This is a genomic window from Blastococcus sp. TML/M2B (genome assembly GCF_016612865.1).
Lineage (GTDB): Bacteria > Actinomycetota > Actinomycetes > Mycobacteriales > Geodermatophilaceae > Blastococcus.
Genome location: NZ_JAENZZ010000001.1, coordinates 1,249,438 through 1,262,358 on the forward strand (window position 1 = coordinate 1,249,438; position 12,921 = coordinate 1,262,358).

Genomic DNA, 12,921 nt, shown 5'->3' on the forward strand with positions numbered 1-12,921 from the left:
AGGGAAGTCGGATGTTCACGTCAGGATTCGATCCGACCGACGTCGGCTGGCGGCTGGGCCGCTCCTCCCAGCCGCACGGGGTGGAACTGTGGTGCCGCTACGACCGCACGACCGGCGTCTACGGCGAGCAGGGGTCCGGCAAGACCCTCGACCTGCTCGCTCCCGCCCTGCTGGCCCACCGCGGCGCCGGGCTGGCGACGTTGACCAAGGTCGACGACCTGCTGCTGACCGCCGGGCGGCGGCAGCGGCCTTCCAGCCCCGACGAGCCGCCGCGCCCGGTCGCGGTGCTCGATCCTTTCGGCGCCGCGCCGGGACTGCCGGAGCTGGTGTGGGATCCGGTCGCCGGCTGCGTCGATCCTCGGATCGCCGAGCGACGAGCCAAGGCGTTCGCCGCCGGCACCGTCGCTGGCGCGGTCACCGGGGGCCGGCAGGACAACGCCGCCCGGTTCTACGCCGCGGAGACCGCCAAGGTGCTGCAGGGCTTTCTGCACGCGGCGGCACTCACCGGCCGCACCCTGGAGCACGTCCTGGAGTGGGTCGCCAACCCGGTCGCCGCCGAGCAGCCCGCCGAGATCCTGCAGCAGCATCCGCACGCAGCCCGGTTCTGGGACGGGCTGCTGATCGGCGCCCTGCACGGCAGTCCGGACACCGTTGGCAACACGGTGACCACGGTCCAGCAAGCGATGGCGCTGTTCTTCCAGCCGGACATCAGGGCTCGCTGCGTGCCTTCGCGCGGGCGGCCGGCGACCGATCTGGCCGACCTGATCGCCCGGCAGGGAACGGTGTACCTACTCGGGCGGGAGGACCCCTACGCCTCGGCGGCACCGCTGATGACCGCGGTTGCCGAGCATGTGCTCGACACCGCTCTGCACGTCGCCACTACCTCGCCCTACGGGCGGCTGACCCCGTCTTTCCTGGCCTGTCTCGACGAACTGCCGTCCACCACGCCGCTGCCGACCCTGCGGGTGCGAATGGCCAACGAGCGCGCGGTCGGTCTCTCGTTCATCTACGCCGCCCAGACCTGGAAACAGATGGTCGTCTCCTACGGCGAGGATGAGGCCCGCTCGCTGTTCGGGCTCACCAACAACCTCGTCATTTTCGGCGGCGGCAAGGACGTCCACTTCTACCGGGAACTGTCCGACCTGCTCGACGATGTGCGGGTCAGCCGCCGGACCGTCACCGACGGGCCCGGCGGCATGGGCACATCCCGCTCGGGCGAGGACGTGCGGGTACTGCGGCCCGGCGACATCCGTCGCATCCCTGAGCGGCACGCCCTCGTTGTCGCAGGCACCGCGCCGCCGATCATCGCCCGGTTGCGGCGCTGCCTCGACGGCAAGGACGGCCAGCAGCTCGCCACCGAGCTGGACGCCGCCCGCGCGCGAGCCAGCGGTGCCCGTGCCGACACTGTCGACGTCGAGCAGCGCACGGCTGCCGCGCTGGCCTACGCCCGCGACCACCGGCTCGGCCCGAGCCGGCACGTTGACCGGGCCGACCCGCCGGCCGCACCGCTGTCCGGGACGCGGTCCTGGTGATCGTCCTGCCGTTCCCACCGCCACCCCTCGGGGTGCTGCATGCGCTCGAGCTCCTGGGGAATGCGCGTGGAGGCGACCGCGGGGGAGTGGCCCAAGCCGGCGTCGTGGCAGACCTGGAGCGCCCCTGGGAGCCGGCCGCCTGCACCGGGGAGCTGGGAGCAGCCGTCTGGAGCTGGTGTGACGACGTCGTGGCATGGATCAATCACGAGTACGCGTGGCGGCCTGTGCAGATGGTCCCGGCCTGCTGGCCCCGCCACGCCCACATCGCCCGGGAGCTGCCGGTGCTGGCGGTGCTGCGGTGGGAGGCAGAGAGCGCAGCAGGCCCCCAGCTGATGGAGGAATGGAACCGCTACGCCTTCCCGATGTTCTGCGAGCGCATGGCTCAAAGACTCGGGGAGAGCACCTGCCGCACCGGCCGGCACCAGGACTGGCCCGCCGAAAGCCGCTACACCGCCTCCCTCGACGCCTCCCCGCGATGATCAGCGCAGGCACCAGCGGCTCACCACAAGGGAGCGAGAGGACGGAAGCAAGGGAAAAGACGTAGCCCCGGCGACATGACCAGAGGTCAGCGGTCCACCGGGGCTTTCGCGAGCACTGTACGCCAAGATGGGTTCTGATGACAACGCCGACGCCGCCTGCCGTCCCACCGGCCGGTGGCTGGGTGGAGGTCTGGCTGAGCAGCCCGCGATTCTCGGTCTACCTTGCCGCCACAGGCGCGGACCGAGACCGGGCGCTGGCCCTGTATGAGTGGAACGCCCAACTCAGCGCGGCGCTGATGCACGACCTGGCGCACGTCGAGGTCGGGTTGCGCAACGCATACGACGGCGCCTTGTCCGCCCGCTGGCCGGGTCCTCCGCACTGGACGCTGGCTGCAAACACCGTCTTCGCGCCGGTCTATCGCAGGCGCGGACGACGCCGCGTCGACGTCAACGAAAAGCCGCGGGAAAGCTTGCGCCACGCCATCGCCAACGCTGGCGGTACGGGCGCCCCGCCAGGGAAGATCGTCGCCGAGCTCATGTTCGGCTTCTGGCGCTACCTCAGCTCTGCGGCGCACGAGAAGACGCTGTGGGTGCCCGCGCTGCACCGTGCCTTCCCGTCGGGCACCGACCGTGCCCTTCATGTCGACGGCCCGGTGGGTCGCCTTCACGAACTGCGCAACCGCGTGGCCCACCACGAACCCTTGCTGTCTACCGACGTCGCCGGCCGCCTGGCCGACCTGACCGGCCTCGCCGCGCGCCTCGATCCCCAACTGGGTCAGTACCTGCAGGCCACCAGCTCGGTGCCCAAGCTGCTGACCGCTCGTCCGTAGGACGAAGGCTAGGGCCGAGCCGCGCTGATCCTATCGCGGCTCCGCCGGGTTGCAGGAGCGCCATCAGTGTCTGGACTCTCGGCGATCGCCGTGCATCACCCATCGGCGCGAATTCGCAACGCCGCGCGCGAGAACACTGAGAGCTAAAGGTTCCGTCGTCGCGATTGTTTGTGGAATCGATGGTGGTGATGATGGAGCTGGATCGGTGCCCGTCTCGGTCTCATCGTCGGGCGTTGGAGACGCGAGCTGCCTCCTGGTGAAGGAGTCGCCCATCTCGTTGAGCTCGAAGGTTTCTCGCGGTGGGTATTCTAGGCGGTCAGCCGCACGCTTCATTGTCCTGCCTACGCCGTCGACAGCTTTGGTGAGGTCTTTAATCGCCCCGCGCACATGATGTAGGGAGCCGTCCGGCGCATCCCTGGACTGCCGCCACTCTGAAATGTCGATCTGCATCTCGAGAACAGGCAGCGGACCATAAGGTCCATCACCTTCGACACAAACGGTGCGCACCTGCGGTTCCTCGGTCGAGAGCAGATCGTAGCCTGCACCGAGCGTCCATCGGATCACCCGACCTGGGGCGAGTGATCGGAGGCCGGTGGCGAGTATGCGTTGAACCTTCTCGACCTTGTCTGACTGCTGCTGGCCAGCTGGAAGGGGCGGGTCGAATGTCACCCTCACGTTGCGCGCCACAGTGGGGCCGCTATTGCCGACCACGACGTGCATCACGGTGCCTTGCTGCATGTCGGGCTGAATGTCTGCCCATACATAGGGCTGCGATGCATCTCGGGCAAGCTTACGTTGCAACTGTGTTTGCTCGCGTGCGGCAGCGACCTGCTCACGCTGAATCTGAGTTTGATCATGGGCAGCCTTCGCTTGTTTCGCCGCGGCGCGTGCCGCCCAAACAGTAAACGGCAGCGCGAAGGCCGAGATGACCAATGCGACGATGGAGATGGCGAGCATGCTGCAATCTTCCCATCACCTTTGACATGGGAGTCAACACGACTCGGCCGTATAGTCTTTGGCGATACGTTCGCGAGGCGCTGTGTCGGACTCCCCCGGAATGCTGGGTACATCGACTGCGATCCTGGTTGCTGAGCGACCCGTGCAGCCGTCCGCACCGGACGCCAGGACGTGTCCTTGAAGTCGCCGTCAGGCCAGGCCCTGACGGGTGGCAACCTCACGAGCTATCTGCTTAGGGGTCATAACCGGTGACGTGTGGTCGGCCGAGTTGGGAGGAGAGGATGTCGGCCGACGGAGGCAGCCCGCTGGACCGCTTGCGCGCTACCGGCCAGCGATCCCGATCCCGTCTCCGCTGCGGACACCTCGGAGACGGAGGGCTCCGCCACTGCGTCCCAGTCCGGCTCGGGCGGGCAGCCGGCCGGCACTACACCTGCCGGAACCCGACCATTCTTCGTTCGGGCGTGGGCGGCGTCGAACACTTCCGACAGCGCAATGTCGGGCGCGATACCGGTGCGGGTCACGACGTGGGTCAGGTGCACCGGCCAACTCGTCGACGGGACGGCAGCGATGACTTCGGCGGCGCGACGAGCGGCGTGCACTTGACCTTCGACGGTGTCCAGCCGGTCGGCGTAGACGGCGACGCGGGCGTCGATGAGCCCGCTGGCCAGGCTGGGGGAGGCCGCGAGTGCCTGACGCAGAGCGGTGGCGCCGGCCGTCTGCAGCAGCTCGGCGGGGTCCTTGCCGGCCGGGATGACGAGATGGCGGGGGTCGTCGCCGCGGGCAGTGAGCTGCCAGAAGATGCGCTGGGCGGCCTGCTGTCCGGCCCGGTCGGCGTCCGTGGCAACGATGATGCCGGACCTTCCGTCGCCGACGAATGGGCGTAGCGCCTCGGCCTGCGCATCGGTGAAGGCGGTGCCAAGTGGCGCGATGCCGACGTAGTCGCCGTCGCCCGCGAGGGTGACTGCCAGCGCGTCGAGGGGACCCTCAACGATGACCGGGACGGCGCCGGCGGCCAGTTCAGCGGCTCCTTCGGTCAGGCCGTACAGCTCGCTGCCCTTGGTGAACAGGTAGGTCTCGGCGGTGTTGAGGTACTTGGGGATGGCGTGGTCCCCGTCCTGGTCGGGGTTGCGGCGGCCGATCCAGCCGTGGATCTCCTCGCCGTCGCGGATGGCGAAGATAAGCCGGTCGCGGAAACGGTCGATGACCCGGCCGGTGGAGGCGTAGCTGCCCAGGCCGGCGGCGACGATCTCGGCGTCGGTGGCGCCGAGGCGGCGCAGGTGGCTGGTCAACGTGGTCCAACCGTCGGGTGCGTAGCCGACGGTGAACCGCTCGTCGCCGGCAAGACCGGTGCCGAGCCGGTCGACGAGGTAGGCCGGTGCCCAGGAGTCGCGGTACTTGGCGGTGAAGAAGTCGGCGGCCTGCTGGTTGAGCTCCAGGAGGCGCTCCCGGTCAACGCGAATTCCCTCTTCGTCAGCCCGGTCAGTTGCGGCTCGGTGACTCGGGTTCGCGGCCCGGCGGTCGGTTTGTGCCGAGACGTGATGCTCGTCAGCGGCCGGGTCGTCCCCGTACAGGTCCTCATGGAGGAGTCCGGTGTCGTCGGGTTCGACAAGACTGGCCAGCCAGTCATCGTCGGCAACTCCGTCGGCTGTAGGCAGGTGTTCGAAATCGGAAGGCGGCGTCGCGGGGTTCGTGCGTGCGGCGGATGCCGGGTCGGTGAGCACGCCGACGCGCCACACCAGGGCGGTGGCCAGCTCGTCGGGGCGCAGTTGGTCGTCGTCGGGATGACCGGCGCGCAGCAGGTCATGGGCCGTGGACAGCACCTGGTCGGGCTGCCAGCCGGCGTCGCCGGCAGAGGTGACGGCGGCGACCAGCGCGGGCCAGGCTGGGTCGGCGACCACCCGCTCGGCGGCCGCTGGGCCGACGACGTCGGCCAGGACGGGGCTCCAGTCCGGGCGCAGCGCCTCGGAGACGGAGGTGCCGGTGGCGGTCATCGCGGCGGGGGAGAGCTGCCCGCACAGTCGCCACCACAGCGCGGCGGCGGGCTGCTCGTCCGGCAGGGGACGTTGGGCGGCGACGGCCTGGGTGAGCGTGGTGATGTCGATGCCGGCGCGGTCGGCGGCGGCGAGCCGCTCGGCCAGGACCGGCCAGTAGGGGTCGCCGGCGATGCGTGGGTCGATGCTGTCGACGAGCGGCGCCCAGCGCGCGGTGAGCGCGCGCCCGTCGCCGAGCAGCCGCGTGACCCGGTCGTCAAGCGCTCGCTGGGCCCGTGCGTCAGCGGCGCGCGGCAGCGCCGGGCCGGTGGGACGGCGGTCGGCGTCGTCAACGTTGTGGGCGGTGCGCCAGACGGCGAGATCGGCGACCAGCTGGGGATCGCGGTCGATGAGCGGACGCGCCCACGCGGGAGCGCTGGTGGGGGTCCAGGCGCGTGCACGGGCGGCGACGTCGACGGCCGGTGAGCTGACCTGGTCGGCGGAGTTGGCGAGGTAGGGGCCCCACTCGAGGTCGTCGCCGAGCGCCTTCGGAAGGCCGGGCAGCCACGGCAGGGGGCCGGTCTCGGCCGAGTGGCGCCCGGTGGGGTCGATACGCCAGTCCAGGACCGCAGCCACATCGCGGGCGTCGTCCAGACGTCGATCCGAGGTCAGGGCATGCCGGAGGACATCGGAGGGATCACGACCGGAGACGGCGCACAACGCCAGGTGTGCGCGCAGGACGGGGAAGGCCGCCTGCATGGTCAGGCCCGGCATCGCGGCGTCGGCGGCGGCGTCGATAGCCTCGAGCGCCTCCAGGCCCAGGCGCTCCTCTGCGGCGGTATTGAGCGCGTCGTAGTACCGGTCTGCGGCGCGAGCGAGCAGAGCGGCGGGATCGGTCAGCTCGCGGGCTTGGCTGGTGGCCGAGGTCGGTGAGCCGTCGCGAGTGAGCACACGGGTCAAGACGTCGACGGCGGTGGGCGGCAGCAGCGCGTCGCGGGTGATCACGCTGTGCGGGTCGCCGTCGCCGGCGGTCGTGAGGAAGAGGTGGTTGGCGTGCCGGCCGCGGGTCAGGGCGACGTAGAGCAGTTGGCGGGACTCCTCGCCGGTGGCGACGGTGTAGCAGGTGTCGGCGGTGAGGCCTTGTGCGCCGTGCACGGTGGTGGCGTAGCCCAAGCTGACGTAGTCGCTGACGTAGTCGGCGGGCAGGGTGAGGTGCCGTCCGGTGCGCTGGTGAACGACGTCGAGGGCGCCGGTGTCGTAACCGGCGCTGACCGTGAACCGGTCGCCGTTCTTGACCCAGTCGGTGGCGCTGATCGGGAGGGTGCGCTCGTTGCGGCGGGTGATGACCGCATCGCCGGCGGAGGCTTGTGAGGCGTCGGCGAGGGTGACCTGGGGACCGATCGCGCCGTTCTGCTGGGCGAGGCGGTCGCGGCGGGCGCGGGTGTTCAGTTCGGCGACCAACTCTCGGGTGGGCGCCAGCATGATGGCGTCGCGGCCGGCGGCGCGGTCGGCCGACCAGGCGGTGTAGGCGTCGTCGGTGACCGTCGCCAGGTCGCCGACGTGCACCCGTCCGTGATCGACGTAGTAGGCGAGGGCGGCCGGGTCGCCGTCGCGCAGCGCCAGGGACGCGGCGCCTTCGGCGTGGTCGGGAGCGCCGGTCTCGGGGTCCGTGAACCGCAGGACCTGCGAGATGGTGACTGCGCCGCGGGTGGCGGCGATGTCGCGCAACACTCCGCCGGCGCCGATCGCGGCCAGCTGCTGGTCGTCGCCGATCAGCCGGACCGACCCGCCGGCCTCGGTGACGAATGCGATCGCCCGGGCCAGGTCGGGAGTGCTGGCCATGCCGGCTTCGTCGATGACCACGAGGCTGTCCGGGCCGATGCGCTCGACCCACGGCGGGACGGCGTTGCCGGTGGCCAGTGCGTGGATCAGCTTGGCCAGGGTGTCGGTGTCGGTGCCGACTTCCTCACCCAGCACCGCGGCCGCCGCCGCCGAGGGAGCAAGGCCGACGACGTTCCCGCCGCCGGCCCGCCACGCCGCGGACAGCGCACGCAGGGCGGTGGTCTTCCCGGTGCCCGCCGGGGCCAGCGCCAGTTGCACCCGGGCGCCGGAGGTGGCCAGCTCGCGGACGAGCTGCACCTGGCCGGGGTTGAGCTCGACCCGGTTGGCGGTGGCCTCCAGCAGCGCAACGTCGACGGCCGCGGCCGGCACCACGCGCCCATCGCGTCGTCCGGCCGCGGCAAGGATGGCGCGCTCGGCGGTGAGGATCGCGGTCGAGGTGTACGGCGTCGAACCGGCCACGGTGTAGACCGAGCTGCCGTCCGAGCGGCGCAGCGCCGCAGGCTCGGTCACCGGTCCGCGGCTGCCCAACGCCGTCGACAGGGACAGCGCTCTGTCGACGACGGCGTCGATGGCTCCGTCGAGGTCGGTCAGCCGGATCGCGGCGGCGCGGGCCTGCCGCTCCGCCTCGGCGCGGACGTGGTTCACCTGCCAGATCGCGCGCGAGCTCTGCACCGTCGACAGCACGTGCTCGGCGGTCTGGTCGACCCACCTGCGAGTCGGGCGCTTCGCCTCGGGTCCGCGGCGGGGGACGAGTGCACCGCGGAGGTAGTCGCGCAGGCCGCTCTCCCCGCCCAGCACCGCCAGCGCCTCGGTGCGCCAGGCGGCGCGCTGCTCGGCGTAGGAGCGGGGCTGGTGCTTGCGCTGCCGGGTCTCAAGATTGGCCCGTTGCGCCAGGGACACGGCCTCTTTCGGCGTCGGCGGCCGCCCGTGGTCGGCCTGGAACTGCGCCGACAGCTCCGCGCGGCGGGTGTCGATCGACGCCCGACGCGACGACCAGAGGCTGGGCAGCTCGCCATCGACGCCGACGATCTCCCGAACTGGGCGCTTGCTCGGGTCGGCGTCGGGGCGGTCGGCGAAGCGGACGCCGAGCCGCTCGGTGAGCAGGGCTTGCAGGCGGGTGTTGTACCGCTCGGAGGCGATGACGTTGTTCTTGTAGAGCAGCCGACCGTCCAGCGCCAGCCACCGCCCGTCGCGGGTCTGCACCTTGTTGCTGACGGCCACGTGGGTATGCAGATCCGGGTCGCCGGCCCGCGAGTCGCGGTGGGTGAATGCCGCCGCGATCAGCCCGCGTACCTCCACCTGTGCCACTCCGTTGCGCCCCGTGCGGGTGTAGGCGGCGTGGTCCTCCAACCAGGTCAAGGCGTCCGCCACGGCGTCGGCGTGCGCCCGCTCGATGACGGCGGCAACCTCTGGCGGAGCGATCGCCCACAGCGTGGAGACGCTCTTGACCGGGCTGAACGTCAGGTCGTACCCGGCGACCGCGGTGGTCGCCTGCCGGGAGATGCGGGCCAGATGGCCGGACAGCTCGCGGGCGTCGGCGGGCGGACGGCCGTAGGTCTCGAAGAACATCGTCGTCGCCAGCTCGGTGCGGATGCGGGCTCGTTCGTCGGCCGGCACGGGGGCGTCGGCGGGCAGGCCGAGCGCGGTGTTGCGGTCGCGGAACGCCCCGGCCGAGCGGCGGTGGAACATGTTGGCCTGCTCGTGAATGCGGTAGGGCGCGCCCAGGCGGCTGGCCTGATCGACCTGCTGCGGGTCCTTGCCGGCGAGCTGCGCGGCGCGCTCGATCTGATCGGCGTTCGGGTGCCGCCCCTCCCCGAACAGCGCGACCATCTGCGCCTCGGTGACCCGGTCACCAACCGGAAAATCAGGCACGGCGGCAAGCCCGCGTCCCATCCAGACGCCCGGAGCCTCACCCTTCTCGGTGTAGTAATCACCCAGGTTGTCGAACCCGCGGGTGGTCGTGTCGTGCGCCGCCACCTGGCGGGTCAGATACGTGTATCCGTCCCCCGCGGTGAGCTTGTGCAGCGTCATCACGACCCGAGAGTCGCGGTCACCTCTGCCACGGTCCGGCCGCGCGAAGCATCGACAAGGGGCGGTTCGGGCCGTGATGCATGAGGTGTGTCAGGTCGCAGAGGGTGGGGTGACGCCTGCTCTGGTCGCCGGGCTGCTGGGGTGACGCTCAGGTCGGCAGCCGTGTCATGAGGCCGTGTGACGATCCGGGCGGTCGGTCAGCTGGGCGAGCGGAGGAAGCGGTGGCCAGAACGGTGGGTCGACAGGCGGCAGCACTGACGAAGGCGCGGGAGCGACGACGGGCGTTGGACGCCGCCCGCGATGAGCACGACCGTCGGGTCGAGGAGGCGACGGCGGAGGCGTTGGTGGCCCTGGAGGCGCGAAGCGAGGCGGAGCAGGCCCTGGCAGTGGCGACGGCGGCACTCGGCGAGACGCTCCGTACCTTCTGCTCGCCGAGGACGTGTCCGCAGAGCGAGCGGCCGCGCTGCTGGAGCTGGATCCCGCCGAGGTCCGGCGGCTGACGAAGACGACCGACCGACCGGCGGCCACAGCCAAGTGACGCGAAATCGACCGAAGTGACTCCAGTGGTCCTCCCCGTGGAGCGGACGAGGATCCGCTGTGACGGCTGGCGGAGTCGCGGCGCTTCGAGGCGGCTCAACCAGAGGTGGCGGCCAGTCCTACACGCGCTAGTAGCCTGGCTTCAGTCCTTGGGGGGGTGGCATGTCGGCGCGACGCATGTGGGCACTGCTACTGCTCGCTGCTGTCTTCAGCATGCACGGGGTCCAGTGCATGGCGACCGACGTCGCCGACCACGGGATGACCGAAGCAGGACACGTCCCGTCTGCCCTGTCCGTGCAGGCGGTGGAAATCGACTCAGCGCTCGCCGCCGCACCTCACCTGTCGCCCGCGACGATGTCTGCTGCAATGACTATGGCCGTCGCCGCCAATCTCTCTCCGGACGGTTCTCCGCCCCACGGCTCGGCCTTGATGGCGGTCTGCCTGGCCGTGGTCCTCACTGGCGTGAGTGCGCTGGCTGCGGCAACGCTGATCGGTCGAGCATCGGCATCGAGCGTTCGCGCTCGGGCTCCTTCTCCGATGTGGCACACCGGGTGGTCGAGGGTCCCTCGACCACCGGACTTGTCCGCTCTCTGTCTTCTGCGGATCTAGGCCGAATGCCCTGACCCGACTCCGCCCATAGCTCAGTCGGGTCCTGCGCGCACGCCTATGACCTACAACTGCAGGAGAATTCTGATGACTCGCACGACCGCACGACTCGTCCGCCTGGCCGGCGGACTCCTGGCAGGAACCGTCGTTCTCGCCGGCTGCTCCGGTGGGAGCGACGGCACCAGAGCTGACGACGGTGCCGATCGCAGTGCCGGCGCCACCAGCTCCGCCAGCGCGACCACCCACAACGAGGCCGACGTCGCATTCGTCCAGGGCATGCTCCCGCACCACGAGGGGGCCCTGCGCATGGCTCAGCTCGCCGACGGCCGGGCCTCCGACCCGAGGGTGATCGACCTGGCCGACCGAATCGAGGCGGCGCAGGGGCCGGAGATCGAGACGATGACCGGCTGGCTCGAGGAGTGGGGCGAGCCGCTGCCCGAGGAGGACATGGGCGGCATGGACCACGGCTCCGGCGGCATGGACATGGAAGGGATGTCCGAGGAGGACATGACGGCGCTGGACTCTTCTTCCGGCGCTGAGTTCGATCGCATGTTCCTGGACATGATGATTCCGCACCACCAGGGCGCCGTGGAGATGGCCGAGACGGAGATCGCCGACGGTTCTGATCAGGACGCCGTCGAGATGGCTCGGGAGATCGTCGAGTCGCAGACCGCTGAGATCCAGGAGATGCAGACGCTGCTGACCGAGCTGGGCGGCTGACGCCGCGACGGGTGGCGCTGTTCCGGACGCGGGACAGCGCCACTCGTCGACAGCTCTGCGCGCTCCAGGCCACCGGGCCGGAGCGCTCCCTCGTCATCAGCCGCTCCGTCTCGAAGGACCACCCCATGCGTTCTGACCTGCGTCGCCCGGCTACATCTGTTCATGCCGCTCGTCGTTCCCCGATGGCTCGAGTTCGTGGGATCGCGAGAGCGCTTTCTGTGGCGGCGGCCTCCGCGCTGCTTGTCGCGGGTTGCACCTCCTCGACCGCGCAGTCGGAGACCGAGCCGGACGGAGTGACGGCCGGCATGCTCCCCTCCAGCCATATCCACGGTGTCGCGATCGACCCAGCTGACGGGCAACTTCTCCTGGCCACGCACGACGGGCTCTTCGGAGTGGGCGATGACGGAGAGTCGACCCATATAGGGCCGGTCATCGACCTGATGGGCTTCGCTGTCCGCGGACCGGGGCATTTCCTCGCCTCCGGGCATCCCGGGCCGGACGTCGACCTGCCGGAGCCGGTCGGGCTGATCGAGTCGACGGACGGCGGCCGGACGTGGGAACCGCGATCCCGGCAGGGCGAGTCCGACTTCCATGCGCTGACGGTCAGCGATGCGGGGGTCCTCGGTTACGACGGCTCCCTCGTGCGGAGCGCCGACGGCGACGAGTGGGAGCAGCTACTGATTCCGGCGGCTCCGGCGACACTCGCCGCAGCACCGGACGGGCGGACGATCCTCGCCACCACTGAGCAGGGTCTCCTCAGCTCCGTCGACGGCGGTAGCTCCTGGGTCCGGAACGACGGTGCACCGCTCCTCCAGGTGGTCGACTGGGCCGACGACGGCATGAACGTCGCGGGCGTGGACCCGTCCGGTTCGGTGTGGACGAGCGCGGACGGAGCCGCTACCTGGCAGGCGGGGCCCAAGCTGGAATCACCCCCGCAGGCTGTGGCGGCGACCTCCTCGGCGGGGGGCTCGCTGCGGATCGCCGTCGTGACGGCCACGGCGTTGGTGGAGTCGGACGACGGCGGACTCACATTTGATGTGGTCTTGGGGGACTGAGGCGTGGCGGGATGAGTCAGCACTGGGAGCCGAACAGCTCTCTATCTGCCGCCCCGGTCGATGCCCGCCCAGGTCCTCCTCGGGTGAGTACTCGGTGCGTCGTTGCATTACACCCCCCGGGGGTATACGGTCTCATGGTGTAGGTACTGGCAGGGGGTATGCGTCGGTCGGTGTAGGAACCTGTCGGGCCACACAGGAGGCCAGCAGTCTCGCGGCTTATCCAGCGCAAGGACGACTGCCTCAGGCTCTTCGTCGGATGGAAGGGGAGGTTCGAGGCCTCCAGCCCGTGGTCGAGGCAGACGAAAGGTCCGCGAGGTGATCGAGGCCATCGCCCGCCGGGTCCGCTCCTGGAACAGGACCAC

The 12,921-nt window shown here is 70.5% G+C and carries 7 protein-coding genes; 5 read left to right on the plus strand and 2 right to left on the minus strand.

The annotated features are described in order from the left end of the window. Positions 1-11 precede the first annotated feature (11 nt). The 3 genes from JKP75_RS06120 (at position 12) to JKP75_RS06130 (ending at position 2,841) form a co-directional block, all read left to right on the plus strand. On the plus strand, positions 12-1,532 hold the full coding sequence (locus JKP75_RS06120; RefSeq protein WP_163208153.1) for a type IV secretory system conjugative DNA transfer family protein: 1,521 nt from the start codon (positions 12-14) through the stop codon (positions 1,530-1,532). A 188-nt stretch (positions 1,533-1,720) separates the two neighbouring features. Then, positions 1,721-2,011, plus strand: a complete 291-nt coding sequence (locus JKP75_RS20695) for a hypothetical protein (RefSeq protein WP_242472813.1) — start codon at positions 1,721-1,723, stop codon at positions 2,009-2,011. Between the two features lie 182 nt (positions 2,012-2,193). After that, a complete protein-coding gene (locus JKP75_RS06130; RefSeq protein WP_163208149.1) occupies positions 2,194-2,841 on the plus strand; it encodes an Abi family protein in 648 nt (215 codons plus the stop codon). A 63-nt stretch (positions 2,842-2,904) separates the two neighbouring features. Here the strand turns inward: JKP75_RS06130 and JKP75_RS06135 are convergent, their stop codons facing one another. Continuing rightward, positions 2,905-3,798, minus strand: coding sequence for a hypothetical protein (locus JKP75_RS06135; RefSeq protein WP_200492153.1), 894 nt, complete (start codon positions 3,796-3,798; stop codon positions 2,905-2,907). Positions 3,799-4,037: 239 nt separating this feature from the next. Next, the gene (gene mobF / locus JKP75_RS06140) at positions 4,038-9,641 is read right to left on the minus strand and encodes a MobF family relaxase (RefSeq protein ID WP_207146847.1); all 5,604 of its coding nucleotides are present in this window, start codon (positions 9,639-9,641) and stop codon (positions 4,038-4,040) included. Between the two features lie 1,230 nt (positions 9,642-10,871). Between mobF and JKP75_RS06145 the strand changes: the two genes are divergently transcribed. Together JKP75_RS06145 and JKP75_RS06150 are read left to right on the plus strand one after the other, a co-directional pair. Next, complete coding sequence (locus tag JKP75_RS06145; protein ID WP_163208140.1) at positions 10,872-11,504, plus strand: DUF305 domain-containing protein; 633 nt, start codon at positions 10,872-10,874, stop codon at positions 11,502-11,504. Between the two features lie 305 nt (positions 11,505-11,809). Further along, complete coding sequence (locus tag JKP75_RS06150) at positions 11,810-12,559, plus strand: F510_1955 family glycosylhydrolase (RefSeq protein ID WP_200492151.1); 750 nt, start codon at positions 11,810-11,812, stop codon at positions 12,557-12,559. Positions 12,560-12,921: the final 362 nt, after the last annotated feature.

Coding starts and splice junctions, on each gene's coding strand:
- JKP75_RS06120 (WP_163208153.1), top strand. CDS start 12: ATGTTCACGTCAGGATTCGATCCGACCGACGTCGGCTGGCGGCTGGGC.
- JKP75_RS06135 (WP_200492153.1), bottom strand. CDS start 3,798: ATGCTCGCCATCTCCATCGTCGCATTGGTCATCTCGGCCTTCGCGCTG.
- mobF (WP_207146847.1), bottom strand. CDS start 9,641: ATGACGCTGCACAAGCTCACCGCGGGGGACGGATACACGTATCTGACC.
- JKP75_RS06145 (WP_163208140.1), top strand. CDS start 10,872: ATGACTCGCACGACCGCACGACTCGTCCGCCTGGCCGGCGGACTCCTG.
- JKP75_RS06150 (WP_200492151.1), top strand. CDS start 11,810: ATGCTCCCCTCCAGCCATATCCACGGTGTCGCGATCGACCCAGCTGAC.